Source organism: Acidovorax sp. GBBC 1281 (assembly GCF_028473645.1).
Classification (GTDB): Bacteria; Pseudomonadota; Gammaproteobacteria; order Burkholderiales; family Burkholderiaceae_C; genus Paracidovorax.
Map to the genome: position 1 here is coordinate 235,026 of NZ_CP097269.1, position 15,385 is coordinate 250,410.

The 15,385-nt window shown below is 70.5% G+C and carries 12 protein-coding genes and 1 pseudogene; 8 read left to right on the forward strand and 5 right to left on the reverse strand.

Features of this window, described 5'->3' with window-relative positions; translation table 11 throughout:
- Positions 1-79: 79 nt before the first annotated feature.
- Positions 80-514 (forward strand): annotated as a pseudogene (locus tag M5C96_RS01015) (IS5 family transposase); the annotation flags it as partial.
- 270 nt (positions 515-784) lie between these two features.
- On the opposite strand, the gene M5C96_RS01020 reads toward M5C96_RS01015, so the two are convergent.
- Positions 785-2,173, reverse strand: coding sequence for an adenylate/guanylate cyclase domain-containing protein (locus M5C96_RS01020; RefSeq protein WP_272566611.1), 1,389 nt, complete (start codon positions 2,171-2,173; stop codon positions 785-787).
- A 157-nt stretch (positions 2,174-2,330) separates the two neighbouring features.
- On the opposite strand from M5C96_RS01020, the gene M5C96_RS01025 reads away from it, so the two are divergent.
- Positions 2,331-3,038 (forward strand): Crp/Fnr family transcriptional regulator, encoded by a 708-nt coding sequence (locus M5C96_RS01025; protein ID WP_272566613.1) that lies wholly within the window; start codon positions 2,331-2,333, stop codon positions 3,036-3,038.
- A gap of 167 nt (positions 3,039-3,205) precedes the next feature.
- Here M5C96_RS01025 and M5C96_RS01030 read toward each other — a convergent pair whose 3' ends face one another.
- Positions 3,206-4,126, reverse strand: coding sequence for a LysR substrate-binding domain-containing protein (locus M5C96_RS01030; protein ID WP_272566615.1), 921 nt, complete (start codon positions 4,124-4,126; stop codon positions 3,206-3,208).
- Positions 4,127-4,236: 110 nt separating this feature from the next.
- Between M5C96_RS01030 and M5C96_RS01035 the strand changes: the two genes are divergently transcribed.
- The 4 genes from M5C96_RS01035 (at position 4,237) to xopAC (M5C96_RS01050) (ending at position 9,814) form a co-directional block, all read left to right on the forward strand.
- Positions 4,237-5,199 carry a tripartite tricarboxylate transporter substrate binding protein BugE gene (locus tag M5C96_RS01035; RefSeq protein WP_272566616.1) on the forward strand — a complete coding sequence of 321 codons (963 nt, stop codon included), beginning with the start codon at positions 4,237-4,239 and terminating at the stop codon, positions 5,197-5,199.
- An 18-nt stretch (positions 5,200-5,217) separates the two neighbouring features.
- A complete protein-coding gene (locus M5C96_RS01040; protein WP_272566618.1) occupies positions 5,218-6,174 on the forward strand; it encodes an N-formylglutamate amidohydrolase in 957 nt (318 codons plus the stop codon).
- 224 nt (positions 6,175-6,398) lie between these two features.
- Positions 6,399-8,027 (forward strand): XopAC/AvrAC family type III secretion system effector, encoded by a 1,629-nt coding sequence (gene xopAC, locus M5C96_RS01045; RefSeq protein WP_272566620.1) that lies wholly within the window; start codon positions 6,399-6,401, stop codon positions 8,025-8,027.
- Between the two features lie 143 nt (positions 8,028-8,170).
- A complete protein-coding gene (gene xopAC / locus M5C96_RS01050) occupies positions 8,171-9,814 on the forward strand; it encodes a XopAC/AvrAC family type III secretion system effector (RefSeq protein ID WP_272566622.1) in 1,644 nt (547 codons plus the stop codon).
- 31 nt (positions 9,815-9,845) lie between these two features.
- On the opposite strand, the gene M5C96_RS01055 is transcribed toward xopAC (M5C96_RS01050), so the two are convergent.
- Genes M5C96_RS01055 through M5C96_RS01065 form a run of 3 tightly spaced genes read right to left on the reverse strand, consistent with a single transcriptional unit; the run spans position 9,846 to position 12,117 of the window.
- The gene (locus M5C96_RS01055; protein ID WP_272566623.1) at positions 9,846-10,610 is read right to left on the reverse strand and encodes an SPOR domain-containing protein; all 765 of its coding nucleotides are present in this window, start codon (positions 10,608-10,610) and stop codon (positions 9,846-9,848) included.
- 17 nt (positions 10,611-10,627) lie between these two features.
- Positions 10,628-11,473, reverse strand: coding sequence for a biotin--[acetyl-CoA-carboxylase] ligase (locus M5C96_RS01060; protein ID WP_272566624.1), 846 nt, complete (start codon positions 11,471-11,473; stop codon positions 10,628-10,630).
- Complete coding sequence (locus M5C96_RS01065; protein WP_272566625.1) at positions 11,470-12,117, reverse strand: SET domain-containing protein; 648 nt, start codon at positions 12,115-12,117, stop codon at positions 11,470-11,472. Before M5C96_RS01065 ends, M5C96_RS01060 begins: the two co-directional genes overlap by 4 nt.
- A 100-nt stretch (positions 12,118-12,217) precedes the next feature.
- On the opposite strand from M5C96_RS01065, the gene M5C96_RS01070 reads away from it, so the two are divergent.
- Positions 12,218-15,181, forward strand: coding sequence for a DNA topoisomerase III (locus tag M5C96_RS01070; RefSeq protein WP_272566627.1), 2,964 nt, complete (start codon positions 12,218-12,220; stop codon positions 15,179-15,181).
- Positions 15,178-15,354: a hypothetical protein gene (locus M5C96_RS01075; RefSeq protein ID WP_272566628.1), complete on the forward strand. Its 177-nt coding sequence runs from the start codon at positions 15,178-15,180 to the stop codon at positions 15,352-15,354. Before M5C96_RS01070 ends, M5C96_RS01075 begins: the two co-directional genes overlap by 4 nt.
- Positions 15,355-15,385: the final 31 nt, after the last annotated feature.

Consider the following 15,385-nt stretch of genomic DNA (forward strand, 5'->3'; position numbering starts at 1 on the left):
CCTCATCACGCTCAAACGGCTACTGGCGCCCACTCCTCCCTATTCGGATTCGTCAAACATGGGGTTGTGAGAGGCTCCCATTGGGGATGCGCCGATGTTGCCCGGGTTGCTGGCTCAGATTCCCACTGACGAATCCATCGAAAGCGTCAGTGCCGATGGCGCCTACGACACGCGCGCCTGCCTGGACGCCATTGCCGAGCGGCACGCGATGGCGGTGATCCCGCCCCGCAAGAACGCCAGCCATTGGAAGAAGTCGAGTCCGGGCTCGGCGCATCGTAATGAGGCCATTCGGGCGTGCCAGCGCCTGGGTCGCGGCATTTGGAAGAAGTGGAGCGGCTACCACCGGCGCAGCCTTGTGGAGACGAAGATGCACTGCTTCAAGCGACTGGGCGAACGGGTGATCGCGCGCACGTTCGACCGCCAGGTTGTGGAGCTGCATGTCCGCGTGGCCTTGCTCAATCGGTTCAGTCAGATCGGCCGTCCTCACACCGTGTCGGTGACTGCTGTGGCATAGGTCCGTCTGGGGTTGGGGTCATGCCGTCTGCAATTCGATTTGTGCAACAGCGCCTGTGCCGCGCGATCACCTGCAGCGGATCGCCCACCTCATCTCTCTTGTGTTGGCGCGAGGCCTCAGCGAACAGGTCGAACTTCAGGGCGCTACGGGGAGTGATCATGGCAAAGGATGGAGCACGCATTCTCGATCAACAAGGGACCGGATGGGTTTTGAGAGGTTCCCGATTGCGTGCCTTGTTTCGAATAATCGCCAATCCCATAGCGTTCACGTTCACTGCGGATCGGGCCGCAGGCCCGCCGATGCAGGTGATGGCGCACCGCCGCCGAAGCGCGGCTCTCCCCATTGCCGAGCGGGATGGGCCACGTACAGCACCTGCAGCGGCGCGGACCGGCCGCGCACGGTGACGGGCTCGGGCGGGCCCAGCGCATCGGCCACGCCCGCCAGGCGCGCGGCCTCCAGCGACAGCACGAGCCGGGCGGCCACCACCTTCGAATGGTCCTGCAGGCGGCTGGCGGTGTTGACGACCTCGCCCACGGCCGTGAACGTGGTCGTGTCCTGAAAGCCCACCTCGCCCACCGCCACCGTTCCGGCGTGCAAACCCATGCCGAAGTCCAGCGGCTGCCCGAACTGGTCGGTGAACGAGCCGCCCCAGGCGTCCATGCGCTGCTCGATGAGAGCGGCCGCGCGCACCGCCTGGGCGCAGGCGGTGGGCAGATCGGTGTCCAGCCCGAAGATCGCCATCACGCTGTCGCCGATGAACTGGTTGGCCAGGCCGCCGCTGTCGCGCACCGCGGCGCCCACCCGGCCGCCGCACACCGAGAGGTGGCCGATGCCGTGCTCCCGGCTGGCCTCCAGCACACTGAAGCCGCGCGGCACCTGCACCGTGCGGTCGGGGTAGCGCAGGCTGATGCGCCCCCGGCCCCCGCGCTCGCGCAGTACGCCGAAGGCCCAGCGCGCCAGCAGCAGCGCCGCCACCAGCGCGATCCAGCCGGTGCGCAGGCCCTCGGTCAGTGCGCGCGATGCCTGGGCGGCCGGCGCGGACGGCGAGGGGGCGCCCAGCGCCGCCCAGGCGATCTCGCGGCCCATGGACACCACGCCGAGCGCCGCCAGCACGGGCAGCAGCACGGCGGCGGCCAGCAGCACCGGCTGCAGGCGCTGCCACCGGGGGCGGATGCGCAGCGCCAGGTGCAGGCCCAGGCAGCCGTGCGTCCAGGCCGCCAGCAGCAGCGCCAGCTGCAGCCACAGCCCCTCCGGGCTCCAGATGGCCCGCACGATGCGCACGTAGGAAGGCTCCAGCCCGTCGATTTCGCCCAGGTAGCGCGTGCCCGAGAAATGCGCCGCCAGCAGCAGCGGCAGCAGCAGCCCGAGCAGCAGGCGCAGCGCCTCCACGGCCGGCATGCGCAGGCTGCGGCGCTGCCACACGGCGGCGCCCGCCATGGCCAAGTGGACGGCCACCGCGCCATAGAGCAGCACGGTGCCCGGCAGCGTGGCCCAGGCGCCATGCACGGCACGCCGCGTGGCTTCGGCCGCGGCCAGCGACACTAGCCAGGTGGCGTGCGTGGCCAGGTGCAGCGCCACATAGAGCCACAGGACCACGCCGCTGGCCCAGCGCAGGTTGCGCGGGGAGGGCAGGGTCAGGTGGGGCAGGGGCGCGGGCACGGAAGAAGGCGTGTGGTGGGTCGATGGAATCCGCCCCGGCCGATCAGTGGGGCGGCGCTGAGCATAATGCGGCACCCAGTGGGGCCCGCCGGCCTTCCCGCATGCCCTGGCGCCGCCCAGGCCCTCCTTGTTTTTTCCCGGCCACGGCCTTGCCCGCATGAACGCTCCCCCAGCCCGATCCAGCCTCGCCCTGCGCCGCATTCCCTTGTTCGAGGGTTTGGGCGATGCGTGCCTGGACCGGCTGGCGCAGCAGTGTGACTGGCACCAGCTGCCGGCGCGCAAGCCGCTGCTGTCGCGTGCGGCCGAGGGCGGCGACGTGTTCTTCCTGGTGGCGGGGCGCCTGCGCATCACCACCTATTCGGCCAGCGGCCGGCAGGTCACCTTCCGCGACTGCGAACCGGGCGAGCACATCGGCGTGATCGCGGCCATCGACGGCGGCCCGCGCTCGGCCGACGTCGTGACGCTGGACGCCACCCTGGTGGCCAGCCTCTCGCGCGAAGGGTTCCTGGCCCTGCTGCGCGACGAGCCCCTGGTCGCGCAGCGGGTGATGCACTACCTGGCCTCGCTGGTGCGCCAGTTGTCCGACCGCGTGATCGACCTGAGCACCCTGGGCGTGCACAACCGGCTGCATGCCGAGCTGCTGCGCCTGGCGCGTGCGGCCGGCGTGCAGGGCAACCAGGCCCGCATCGAGCCCGCGCCTGCCCACGCCGAACTGGCCAGCCAGATCAGCACCAACCGCGAGCAGGTCACGCGCGAACTGGGCGTGCTGGTCAAAGCCGGCGTGCTGCAAAAGGACGGCCGCGCGCTGGTGGTCGTCGATGCCGCGCGGCTGGAACGCATGGTGGCCGAGGTGCGCGGGGGGTGAAGTGCGAAACGGGCCCGTGCGGCCCGTGCACGGTCGCCCCGGCGCCGGCCTGCCGAACGCCGTGCCGTGGCGATGGTCTGTTATTTTGCTATGTTTTATGTAGCATCAAGGGCAATGAATACTAGGGCATACCGCCGTTTTTGCTCGAATGCCAGGCGTGGGCGGTTTCAGTCCGCCTGCGCGGCGTGCGGGCCGGCCGCCGAATCCAGCAGCCATTGGCGGAACCGGTCCAGCGTGGCCAGCTGCGCGCGGGCCTCGGGGTAGCAGAACCAGTAGCCCAGCGCGCTGGTGTAGCCGCCCTGGGCCAGGGGCTCGGCCACCACGCCCGCGGCGATCTCGTCGTGCACCAGGCAGCGCGGCACCAGGGCGACGCCCATGCCCACCGAGACGGCGCGGATCATGCTTTCGAACTGGTCGAATTGCGGGCCGGCCAGCGCATCGAGCCCGGGCACGCCATGGACCTCGCTCCAGCGCTCCCACGCGTCGGGCACCGACACGTGGCGCAGCAGGGCGCTGCGCACCACGTCGCGCGGGGCCTGCAGGGGCGCGGCGTCGCCCGCGCCGGCGGGGGGGGCGATCAGCGCGACATCGTTGCCGGCCAGGTAGTGCGCGCGCGCCCCGGGCCAGTGGCCGTCGCCGAAGAGGATGGAGCAGTCCAGGTCGGGGTTGGCGAAGTCGTAGCCGTGCACGAAGGGCACGAAATGCAGCGTGATCTGTGGGTGCTGCTGCTGGAACTGCGGCAGCCGCGGAATCAGCCACTTGGCGGCGAAGGTGGGCAGGGCGGACAGGTGCAGTGCGCCGCCGCCGTCGCTGCTGGTGATGAGCTCCAGCGTGGCCGCCTCCAGCCGGGCGAGCAGCGAGCGCACCGCCTTTTCGTAGCGTTCGCCGGCGGGGGTGAGGGTCAGGCGCTTGCGGCTGCGCTCGAACAGGGCGATGCCCACCCAACGCTCCAGTTCCTGCACCTGCTTGCTGACCGCGCTCTGCGTCAGGTGCAGGGCCTCGGCCGCGCGGGAGACGCCGCCGAAACGCGCTACCGTGCAAAAGGCCCGCAGCAGGTGCAGCGGGGGATTGAGGCGGCGCAAGGACATGGCGTTCAGGTTCTTAAAACATTCTCAAATGGAATATTAACAGGCACATCAATTGCTTTTCAATGGGCGCCGAGTTCGGTAATCTCTGCCATCTTCCGAGGAAAATCTCCATGCAACGCCGTCAATGGATCGCAGCTATGGCTGCCACAACTGTCCTTCCTGGAATGTCTTTCGCGCAGGACAAGCCCCTGCGCATCATCGTACCGTTCCCGCCCGGCGGCGCCACCGACATCGCCGGCCGCGCCCTGCAGGAGCCGCTGCAGCGCCTGCTGGGCCAGCCCGTGGTGATCGAGAACCGCGCCGGCGCGGGCGGCTCCATCGGCATGGCCGAGGTGGGGCGCGCCGCGGGCGACGGGCTCACGCTGGGCGTGGCCACGCTGTCCACCCACGGCGTGAACCCGGCCGTGTTCTCCAAGCTGCCCTACGACCCCGTCAAGGACTTCGCCGGCGTGACCGAGATCGTCAAGGCCCCCGGGGTGATCGTGGTCAACCCCAAGGTCCTGCCGGTCAAGGACTTCGCCGAGCTGGTGAAGTACCTCAAGGCCAACCCTGGCAAGGTGTCCTACGCCACGCCGGGCAACGGCACCATCGGCCACATGTGGGGCGAGCTGTTCAAGAGCAGCACGGGCACTTCGATGGCGCACATTCCCTACCGCGGTGCCGGTCCGGCGATCAACGACGTGGTGGGCGGGCAGGTGCCGGTGTATTTCGACCAGGTGGCCTCGTCGCTGCCGCACGTCAAGTCCGGCAAGCTCAAGGCCCTGGCCGTGTCCTGGCCCGAGCGGCTGGACGTGCTGCCCGAGGTGCCCACCTATGCGCAGCTGGGCTTTCCCCAGGCCAACGAGCCCTCGTGGTTCGGCTTGGTAGCGCCGGCGTCCACCCCCGCCGCCGCCGTGCTGCGCGTGCAGCAGGCCGTGGCCGCGGCCCTGCGGGAACCGGCGGTGCGCGAGCGCCTGGCCGGGCAGGGGCTCTATGCTTCGGGCACCTCGCCCGCGGACTTTTCGCAGCAGATCGTGCGGGAGATCGACAAGATGAAGAAAGTGGCCGCCTATGCCAAGATCCAGCTCGACTGACCTCGCAGGAGTGCGCCGATGCATGCAGCGCTGCAACTGATCCAACGCCGGCACCGGCTGCAGGCCGCCGAGCCGGGGGCGGCGGGCGCGCCCGCCGTCGCTGCGGCTGCAGCGCCAGCGGCCATGTTCTCCGCCGTGCCCGGCCGCACGGCCCTGGTGCTCGATTCGCCGCACAGCGGCACCACCTACCCCGACGACTTCCGCGCCGCCATCGACCTGCCCACGCTGCGCCGCGCCGAGGACACGCACGTCGAAAAACTCTACGCCTTCGCCCCCGCGCTGGGCGCGGCCTGGGTGGAGGCGCACTTTCCCCGCATCTACCTGGACGCCAACCGCGACACCACCGAGGTCGATGCCAGCATGTTCGAGGCCGGGTTCGACACCGCGTGGACCGATCCCGTCACCACCGATCCGGTCGTGCTGCAGAAGGTGCGGCTGGGCAAGGGGCTGATCTGGAAGTTCACCGACGAGGGCGTGCCCATCTACGACCGGCTGCTCTCCGTGGCAGAAGCGCGCGCACGCATCGACCGCTGCTGGCGCCCCTACCACGCGGCCGTGGCCCGGGCGATCGACGAGGCCCATGCCCGCCACGGCTACAGCATCCATATCAACTGCCACTCCATGCCCGCCGTGGCCGCCAGCCATGCCACGCTGCACCCGGGGCTGCACCATGCGGATTTCGTGATCGGCGATCGCGACGGCACCACCGCCAGCCCGGCGCTGTCGCAGGCGATCTGCGCCTTTCTGCGCGAGCGCGGCTACAGCGTGGACTACAACCACCCCTACAAGGGCGTGGAGCTGGTGCGCCGCTACGGCCACCCGGCGACCCACCGCCACAGCATCCAGGTGGAGATCAACCGCAAGCTCTACATGGACGAGCGCACGCTGGCCATCGAGCCGGCCGGTTTCGCGCGGCTGCAGTCCGATCTGCGCGCGCTGGTGGAGTGGCTGCTGGCGACCGATCCGCGGCAGTAAGGCGGCATTGACGCGGCATTGAAAGCGGCAGGGGCGCGCTGCGCTTTTTTTGCAAAAGGGGAAGTGGCGCGGCTTGCGCGCGGGTCGCTTCGCATGGCGGGCATTGCATTCGCATTCCGGGCGGAGCGGAGCCGGCCGACTTCGTAGATTGCGGGTCCACTGGCCCGTCCCGCGGGCCTGCCCACCCCCTGCCCGCGACGCGCTTGCCGCGTGTCCGCCCTGCCATGACATCGCTTTCCACCCTGTTCAAACAGGAGCCGTTCACGCACCGCTCCGAAGCCCCGCCCCCCGCTGCGGTGCCGTCGCCCCCCTCGCGCTCCACGCCGGCTTCTGCCGACACCCACGCCCAGGCGCTGCGATCGCGCGCGGTGGCCGCTGCACCGGGGGCGATACCGCCCCGCGCAGCGTCCTTCGACGCGGTTCGGTGGAAGCAGGAACTGCAACGCTGGTGCGACGCCGATCCGCACCGGGCCGTCTCGGGCCACCACGGGCTGTTCGGGCGCCTGCGGGCGCTGGGGCGCAAGGCCAGGGCGGAGAAGGCGGACGATGGCCTTCCCCTGCTCGCGGAGCGCCGGGAGGTGGCGATGCAGCGCTTGCTCGCCTGCCATGCGCAAGGCGCCGATGGCCGCACGCTCGACCTGAGCGGGCTGGGACTCTCCAGCCTGCCGCCGGGCCTGGAACGGCTGTCGCACCTGGAGGCGCTGGACCTGTCGAACAACACCGGCCTGCAATCCCTGCCCGAAGGGCTGGCCGGGTGCCGCAACCTGCGCAGCCTCACGGCCTGCAACGGCTTTGTCAGCCACGTGCCGCCCTCCCTGTTCCAGTTGCCGAACCTCGAAACGCTCGATCTGTCGGCCAACCCTTTTCTCAAGGCATTGCCGCAGGCCATGGCGCAAGCCCCCCGCCTGCGGGAGTTGCGCGTGCCGCATTGCGACGTGAGCCACCTGCCGCCGGGCATGGCGGACATGCCTGCGCTGCAGACCGTGGATGTGTCGCACAACCGCGGCCTGCACACGCTGCCGCCCGGCCTGCGCGAGAGCCACATTGCGCTCGCACTGCAGGGCACGCCGGTGGCGCTCACGGACCGCTTGCTGCAGCCCGTGCCGTGGTCCCCCGGGCAGCGCGCCGCGCTGGAAACCCGCGTGGGACCACTGTCGAGCGCCTGGCGGGCTTGTGAGCCCTTGCTGCAGGACGGCAGCGCATCGCGTGCGGCGATGGATAAGGCGCGCAATGCGCTCTCTCAGTCGTTGCGCATCGACGGCGCGGGCACCGAGGCCGCCTGGGCCGATGCGGACGCGGCTGTGCAGCGCTGGCTGAGCCAGGGCCTGCCGATCACGACCGAGCGCCTCCAGGAGATCGGTTGGCGCCTGAACGGCCGCCCCGCCGGCGGGGCGCAGCTGCGGGCGATGGAGTTCCAGCGCATCCCGGCCGATGCGCAGGGCCTCACCGCCAGCCACCTCGACTATCCCCCGGTCCGCGCACTGCCCGGCCATCTCGCGGCGCTGGACACCTGGCTGGCCCAGGACGACGCGCCGGCTTCTCCGCTGGCGGCCACGGAGCGGGCCGCGCTGCTGTACCGGGCGGTGGAGAGCCTGCGCCCCTTCGAGGCGGGCAATGGCCCGGCCGCGCTGATGGCGATGGACTGGGCCCTGCAGCAGCATGGGTTGCCGCCCGTCGCGCTGGACGCCGAAGCCATGACCGGGCAGGTGGCGAAGGACGTGACGGTGGCCGACGGCGCGTTGACCGATGCGGCGGTTTTCGCCTCGGCCCCAGCCGGCGGCGTGCCTCATGCGCTTTTCGACGCCGTGATGCAGGGCATGGAGGACGCCCTTCGCGCCCTGCTGCCGCGCTGAAATTTCGCATGCGCGGCCAAGGCATCGCATCCGCACCATGGCGCGGGGGGCGGGATCCGTAGATTGGATACATCCCGTCGCAATTGGACGGGTTTTGTTCCATCACCAACCTTTCACCACGCGTTTGCCCGCGTGCCCATGCCATGAACGCGACCACCGACGTCCTTGCCCGCGTACCCCACAGCCCCGGTGCCGAGGGCAGCGCCGCGACCAGCGAGGGCGCATCGGCCTTCCGCTTCCTGCGCCGCCACCATGCAGGCCAGGGGCACGGCGCTGCCCGGGCCGCCGGCCGCGCTGGCACCGAAACCCCCGAAATGGAGCGCTGGATGCGCGAACTGCAGGAGTGGTGCGATGCCGATCCCAACCGGCCGCCGCCCCGCCAGCAGGGCCTGTGGGCCCGCATGCTCGGCCGCCTGCGCACCCCCGAAGCGGACCTGGACGACGACGGCGAAACCGCCGCCACGTTCGCCGAACGCCGCAAGGAGGCCGTCAAGCGCGTGCTGGCCTGCCACGCCCTGGGCGAGGAAGGGTGGCAACTGGACCTGCGCGTGCTGCGCCTGTCCTCCCTGCCGCCTGGGCTGGACCGCCTGCGTCATCTCAAGCACCTGGACGTGTCGGACAACACGGGCTTTCACCGCCTGCCCGAGACCCTGGCGCTGTGCCGGGGTCTGCGCACCCTTACGGCGCGCAACTGCGTGGTCACCGAAGTGCCGCAGGCCCTGGCCTGGCTGCAGCACCTCGAAATGCTGGACCTGTCGGCCAACTTCAGCCTGCGCGAGCTGCCCGAATCGCTGGCGCAGGCCCCGCGGCTGGCGACCGTGATCCTCACGCACTGCGGCCTGCAGAACGTGCCCGAGGCCATGGCCCGCATGCCCGTGCTGCAGTTGCTGGACCTGTCGCACAACCTGCAGCTGCACAACGTGCCGGCCGCCGTGCGGGACCATCCCGCCGTCGATCTGACGGGCACGCCCGTGGCGCTGCTGTCCAACCTGCTGCAGGCCCCCCGCTGGAACCCGCCGCAGCAGGCGCGCCTGGCCGCGCGGCTGGACGGCGTGGCCGTCGGCTGGCAGGAATGCCTGGGCGTGCTGCGCAAGAACGCGGGGCTGCGCGCCGAGGTGAACGCCTGGCGCAGCGGCCTGTCGCTGGTGCTGCGCACCGATGGCGTGGGCACGGAAGACGCCTGGGCCGACGCTGCCCAGGCCGTGGGCACCTGGCTGCATGCGGGCCAGTCCATCACGCCCGAGCGGCTGCTGGAGATCGGTTGGCGCCTGAACGGCTGCCCGGCCGGCGGACCCCGGGCACGCACGCGCGAATTCCAGCGGCTGGCCGCCGGCACGTCGGGCTCCACCGTCTTCGGCGACCCGGGCGTGCTCGCCCCCCGCTTCCTCACGCCGGGTGCGGGCGAGCAGCGCGCCTATCCCATGGCGGCCTCGCTCACGCGTCACCTGGAAACGCTGTCGGCCTGGATCTCGCCGGCCGATGCGGTCTATCCCGCGCTGACCCGCCTGGAGGCCGTGGAGCGGGCCGCGCGCCTGTACCAGGCCCTGGTCAGCCTGCGCCCCTTCGACGAGGGCAACGGCCCCGCCGCCCTCATGGCCATGGATTGGGCGCTGCAGCAGCACGGCCTGCCGCCCGTGGTGCTGGAGGAGTCGGTGCTGAGCCAGGCCATCGTGTTCGCCGAAGACCTGCCCTCCGAAGGCCCGAATGCCCTGGTGAGCGCCCTGGTCGAAGGCATGGAAGAGCTGGTGCAGACGCTGTGCCCCGGCAGCCTGCGGTTGCTGGCCTGAGCCGGGAGCCCAGGCCGGCGTGGCCGTCCAGTCAGCCGCAGGCGCGGAACGGCCGGCTGGCCAACAGGCCGCGCAACTGCCCCTCCGCCTGGGTGCGCAGGGCCGCGGTGGCGGCCGGCAGGCGCAGCACGTAGCCCGTGGCATCGGTGCGTTCCTGCACCACGCGGGCGGTGCGCACGCCCTGCGTGCCCAGCGTGGCCAGGGCCCGCTCGGCGGCCTCTTCCGTGGAAAAGCGACCCAGCGACAGGCCCGGCTCCAGCGCCGCGCCCGGCCGGTCGTACGGCACCTTGCGGGCGCGCAGCTCGGCGCGTTTCTTCTCCAGCGTGTCCTCGTCGGCGAAGCGGCCCATGTAGACCATCCAGCGGCCGGTGAGCGAGATCGGCTCCAGCGTCCAGCTGCCCGCCGGCAGGCCGGCCGTTGCGGTGCGCAGCGCATCGAGCTGCCCCTTCTCGAACGTGCCCGCCTGCAGGCAGGGCGCGGGCTCGGCGGCGGCCACGGGTGGGGCCGATGCGGGCGCGGCCTCGCTGGTGCTGGGTGCGGGAGTGGAGGCGGGAGCGGGCGGGGTGGCGGGGGCTGCAGGCGTTTCGCCCCCGTTCGCGTTTGAGTTTCCGTTGGGGGTGGTGCCCGCTCCGTTGGCGCGGCCCAGGCGCAGGTTCTCGGGCTGGATCTGCTGCTCCAGGCGCTGGGGCTCGGACTGCTCGGGCGGCGCCCAGCCCCACGAGCGCAGCAGCCCCTGCGCCCACGCGTAGTAGCCGGCATTGGCCAGCAGCAGAACCAGGACAGCGGCGCGCAGCATGGGTGGGCCTTTGTCGGTCAGCGGGGCGCCGACGGGCCGGCGGGCCGCACGCTGATCTCGGAGCTGGTCACGGCCTGCATGCCCTGCGCGGTGTGCACCAGCAGCGCGCCATCCTCGCCCACGCCATGGGCCGTGCCCGTGGTGCCATCGCTCAGCGTCACCGCGCGGCCGCTCAGCACGTCGCGGTGGTGGAACCGGGCCTGCACCGGCGCGAAGCCATAGGCCTCGAAGGATTGCAGCATGGCGACCAGCGGCGCGGCGATGCGCTGCAGCGCCGTGGGCGCATCCAGGCCGGGCTCCACGTCCTGCAGGCTGCCGGGTGGGGTGTTCATGCCGTCCGCCTGCGGCGGCTGCACGTTGATTCCGATGCCGGCCACCACGTAGCGCGTGGCGGGGGCAGCATGCGCTTCCCAGCCGGGCGCGACGAGGCTCGCCGTCTCCACCAGGATGCCAGCCAGCTTGCGATCGCCGTCCAGCCACAGGTCGTTGGGCCATTTGAGGCCGATGCGCGCGGCACCCGACAGCGGCGTAGGCTGCAGGCTCTCGGCCACGCTCACCCCCACGGCGAGCGACAGGCCCGACCAGTCGGCCGGCGCCAGCGGCATGCCCAGCGAGAACATGAGCGCATCGCCCACCGCGCCACGCCAGGGCCGGCCCAGCCGCCCGCGGCCGGCGGTCTGCAGTTCGGCCACGAGCAGCGTGGGCTCGGCCAGGCCCGCGCGGGCGCGGCGCATGAGTTGGGTGTTGGTGGAGTCGATGCTCGGCAGCACCTCCACGGTGAAGCCCGGCAGCACGGGGGCCACGGCTTCCCAGATGGCCTCGGCGGGCCAGCGGATGGGGGCGTCGGGGGCGCGGCCGGTCACCGGCGGGGGCTCCGCGCCTTGCGGCCCGGTCGGGGCGGCGCGGCAGTTTCTGTGGCGGGCGGTGCCTTGGCCTTGCGGGCGCCCTGGCCTCGCTTCGCTTCTTTGCCGGCCTTGTTCGCCTTGGCCGGCTTTTCAGGCGCCATGCCTGGCGGCGCCCAGCCGCGCTTGGGCGCCAGCAGCGTGCCCCGGCAGTTGGCGCTGCCGCACCAGCAGGGGTATTCGGCCTTGAGCTTGGGGGTGTAGCGCTCTTCGATGATGAGGCCGTAGTCGTAGTTCAGCTCGTCGCCCGCGGCGATGTTGCGCAGGGCGGTGATGAAGATCCGGCCGTCCCGTTCGTCGGCGAAGCAGTTGGGGTCGCAGCTGTGGTTGATCCAGCGCGATGAATTGCCGCCGAACTTTGCGTCGATCACGTGGTCTTCATCCACGTGGAAGTAAAAGGTATGGTTGGGCTGCGCGGGATCGTGCGGGTGCCGGTCCTGGGCCTCCTGCCAGCTGATGACCTCGCCCGTGTACTCGATGAGCACTTCGCCTTCGGCGATATCCTGCACGGCGAAGACGCCCTTGCCATGCACGCCCGAGCGCCGGGTCTGGAGGCGGCGCCCCGGTGCGGACGGGGGGGCTGCGGGCGATGCGGTGCGGGGCATGGCAAAACTCTGTTAGTTTGAATAGGCACACAGGCGCGTGCGCGTGTACGCGTGTGAGAAGCGGATTGTAGAAGCGCCTTTCAACGGCGAAACCCACAACATGACCAAGACACTGGTAATTGCAGAAAAACCCTCGGTGGCCCAGGACATCGTGCGCGCGCTCACCCCCGTGGCGGGCAAGTTCGACAAGCACGAGGACCATTTCGAGAACGACCGCTACGTGGTCACCAGCGCGGTGGGCCACCTGGTGGAGATCCAGGCGCCCGAGGAATTCGACGTCAAGCGCGGCAAGTGGAGCTTCGCCCACCTGCCCGTGATCCCGCCGTATTTCGACCTGAAGCCCGTGGACAAGACCAAGAGCCGCCTGTCGGCCGTGGTGCGGCAGGCCAAGCGCAAGGACGTCACCCAGCTCATCAACGCCTGCGACGCGGGCCGCGAGGGCGAGCTGATCTTCCGGCTGATCGAGCAGTACGCCGGCGGCTCCAAGCCCGACGGCAAGGGACTGGGCAAGCCGGTCAAGCGGCTGTGGCTGCAGTCGATGACGCCGCAGGCCATCCGCGACGGCTTCGAGGCACTGCGCTCCGAGCAGCAGATGCAGGGCCTGGCCCACGCCGCGCGCAGCCGCTCCGAGGCCGACTGGCTGGTGGGCATCAACGGCACGCGGGCCATGACGGCCTTCAACTCGCGCGACGGCGGGTTCTTCCTCACCACCGTGGGCCGGGTGCAGACGCCCACGCTGTCGCTGGTGGTCGAGCGCGAGGAAAAGATCCGCAAGTTCGTGAGCCGCGACTATTGGGAAGTGCACGCGGGCTTCCATGCCGAGGCGGGCGAGTACCTGGGCAAGTGGTTCAACCCCCAGTGGAAGAAGAGCGAAGACCCCGAGGCGAAGGCCGACCGGATCTGGAACCATGCCGACGCCGTGGCCATCGCCGATGCGGTGCGCGGCAAGGCGGCCAGCGTCACCGAGGAATCCAAGCCCACCTCGCAGTCCTCGCCCCTGCTGTTCGACCTGACCAGCCTGCAGCGCGAGGCCAACGGCAAGTTCGGCTTCAGCGCCAAGACCACGCTGGCCCTGGCGCAAAGCCTGTACGAGCGCCACAAGGCCCTGACCTACCCGCGGACCGACTCGCGCGCCCTGCCCGAGGACTACCTGCCCGTGGCGCGCGACACCTTCGGCATGCTGGCCACGAGCGGCATGCGCCACCTGGCGCCCTTTGCCCAGCAGGCGCTGGACGGCAACTATGTGAAGCCCAACAAGCGCATCTTCGACAACAGCAAGGTCAGCGATCACTTCGCCATCATCCCCACGCTGCAGGCCCCGAGCGGGCTGTCCGAGGCCGAGCAGAAGCTGTACGACCTGGTGGTGCGCCGCTTCATGGCGGTGTTCTTCCCGAGTGCTGAATACATGGTCACCACGCGGATCAGTCAAGTGGTCAACCACCATTTCAAGACCGAGGGCAAGGTGCTGGTGCGGCCCGGCTGGCTGGCCATCTACGGCAAGGAAGCCGCCGACGAGGTGGAGGGCGCCAAGGAAGGCGACAAGGGCCAGAACCTCGTGCCCGTGCAGCCCGGCGAGATGGTGCGCACCGACTTCGTGGAGCCCAAGGGCCTCAAGACCAAGCCGCCCGCGCGCTACTCCGAAGCCACGCTGCTGGGCGCCATGGAAAGCGCAGGCAAGCAGATCGACGACGAGGAACTGCGCTCGGCCATGCAGGAAAAAGGCCTGGGCACCCCGGCCACGCGCGCGGCCATCATCGAAGGGCTGCTGACCGAAAAGTACATGCTGCGCGAGGGCCGCGAGCTGATTCCCACGGCCAAGGCCTTCCAGCTCATGACCTTGCTGCGCGGGCTGGAGGTCGAGGAACTGTGCCGCGCCGACCTCACGGGCGACTGGGAGTTCAAGCTCTCGCAGATGGAAAAGGGCCTGCTCAGCCGCGAGGCCTTCATGGCCGACATCGCCCGGATGACCGAACGCATGGTCAAGAAGGCCAAGGAATACGACCGCGACACCATTCCCGGCGACTACGCCACGCTCTCGGCGCCGTGCCCCAACTGCGGTGGCGTGGTGAAGGAGAACTACCGCCGCTACGCCTGCGTGGGCAAGGCCGGCGACGGCTCGGACGCCTGCGGCTTCTCGTTCGGCAAGTCGCCGGCCGGCCGCACCTTCGAGACCGCCGAGGCCGACCAGCTGCTGCGCGACAAGAAGATCGGCCCGCTGGAGGGCTTTCGCTCCAAGGCCGGCTGGCCCTTCACGGCCGAGGTGGGCATCGTCTATGACGACGAGGCGCACAACTACAAGCTGGAGTTCGACTTCGGCGACGACAAGAACGCCGAGGAATCGGGCGAGCTGGTCGATTTCTCGGAGCAGGAAAGCCTGGGCGCCTGCCCCGTGTGCGGCGCGCCCGTGTACGAGCACGGCAGCAACTACGTGTGCAGCAAGGCCGTGCCCACGGCGGCGCAGCCCACGCCCAGCTGCACCTTCAAGAGCGGCAAGATCATCCTGCAGCAGCCCGTGGAGCGCGCGCAGATGAGCAAGCTGCTGGCCACCGGCAAGACCGACCTGCTCGACAAGTTCGTGAGCATGCGCACGCGCCGGGCGTTCAAGGCGTTCCTCGCCTGGGACAAGGAGGCGGGCAAGGTGAACTTCGAGTTCGAGCAGCGCGAGAGCAAATTCCCGCCGCGCAAGACGTTCGCTGCAAAGGCCGGTGCAGGCGCGGCCGCCAAGACGTCGGCCGCGGCCAAGAAGGCTGCAAAGCCTGCCGCCAAGACCGCTGCCAAAGCCGCCGCCAAGAAGGCCCCGGCCGCACCCAAGGCGCCGCGCAAGCCCGCGGCCGGCAAGGCCCCGAGCGCCGCATTGGCGGCGGTGATCGGGCCGGAACCGGTTGCCCGGCCCGAGGCCGTGAAGAAGATGTGGGACTACATCAAGGCCAACGGCCTGCAGGACGCCACCAACAAGCGCGCCATCAACGCCGACACCAAGCTGCGCCCCGTGTTCGGCAAGGACCAGGTCACCATGTTCGAGCTGGCCGGCATCCTGGGAAAGCACCTGGGGGGCGAGGCATGAACGCGCTCGCTCGCTGCCTTGCGGCCCTGGCCTTCGTGGGCCTGCTGGCCGGCTGCGCGGGCGGTGCGCCGTCCGAGGCGCCGTCTCGCGGCACGCACGGCATCGGCGGGCAGGGCTCGAACGGTGTCACCGTCTTCGGCGAAATCGACGTGAGCGCCGAGCGCCGGCGCTGAGGCCTTCGCCCCCCCTGGCGCCCTTGCCGCT